Source organism: Paenibacillus ginsengarvi, from assembly GCF_003626695.1.
GTDB lineage: Bacteria > Bacillota > Bacilli > Paenibacillales > NBRC-103111 > Paenibacillus_AB > Paenibacillus_AB ginsengarvi.
In genome coordinates, this window is record NZ_RBAH01000071.1 from 1 (window position 1) to 1,036 (window position 1,036).

Annotated in this window: 1 tRNA gene and 2 rRNA genes; all 3 read left to right on the plus strand. The window is 50.7% G+C overall.

Going from position 1 to position 1,036, the window contains the following annotated elements:
* Window positions 1–105 (plus strand): 16S ribosomal RNA (locus D7M11_RS36100); the annotation flags it as partial.
* Window positions 106–295: 190 nt separating this feature from the next.
* A tRNA-Ala gene (locus D7M11_RS36105) sits at window positions 296–371 on the plus strand.
* A gap of 225 nt (window positions 372–596) precedes the next feature.
* Window positions 597–1,036, plus strand: a 23S ribosomal RNA gene (locus D7M11_RS36110); the annotation flags it as partial.

Below are 1,036 nucleotides of genomic sequence, written 5' to 3' on the forward strand. Positions count from 1 at the left end.
GGTGAGGTAACCGCAAGGGGCCAGCCGCCGAAGGTGGGGTAGATGATTGGGGTGAAGTCGTAACAAGGTAGCCGTATCGGAAGGTGCGGCTGGATCACCTCCTTTCTATGGAGTACTTCGAACCTGTCACGGTTCGGTACAAGAAGCGCAAGCTTCACAACGTCCGCTTTCATTTGTTCAGTTTTGATGGAATTTTGTTTCCATCTACCTTCCTTATGAAGTAAGGTTGTATCGGGGTCCCCGAAAAGGTTTCGGAATCGACTTCGAAGCATCTCTTCACTTTTGGGGTGACTGAGGGGCCATAGCTCAGCTGGGAGAGCGCCTGCCTTGCAAGCAGGAGGTCAGGAGTTCGATCCTCCTTGGCTCCACCAAAACGTTTACTACAAATGCATAAACAAGCGAGAAAAAACTTCTTGCAAAGTGAGTTGCGGATGTGGTAATATAGCAAATGTCGCTTTTGAGGCTGCTGCCTAGAAAGCAACAAAAATTGTTCCTTGAAAACTGGATAGCGAAACGAATCGAGAACAAAGGTAATTCTAACGAATGCCTTAGAAGCAAATCGAGATTTGCGTATCTCTTACGAGATGCACAAACATGGATAAGCTAATAAGGGCGCACGGAGGATGCCTAGGCGCTAGGAGCCGATGAAGGACGTGGCGAACTACGAAAATGCCTCGGGGAGCCGTAAGCAGGCTTCGATCCGAGGATGTCCGAATGGGGAAACCCACGCAGAGTAATATCTGCGTACCCATTCCTGAATACATAGGGATTGTGGAGGCATACCCAGGGAACTGAAACATCTAAGTACCTGGAGGAAAAGAAAACAATTGTGATTCCGTCAGTAGCGGCGAGCGAATGCGGAACAGCCCAAACCGATCCCTTCGGGGATCGGGGTTGTAGGACGTCAACATGGCAAAAGCAGGTTAGGCGAAGCGGTCTGGAAAGGCCGGCCACAGAAGGTAAAAGCCCTGTAACCGAAAGCTTGCGTATGCCTAGACGGATCCTGAGTACGGCGGGGCACGGGAAACCCCGTCGG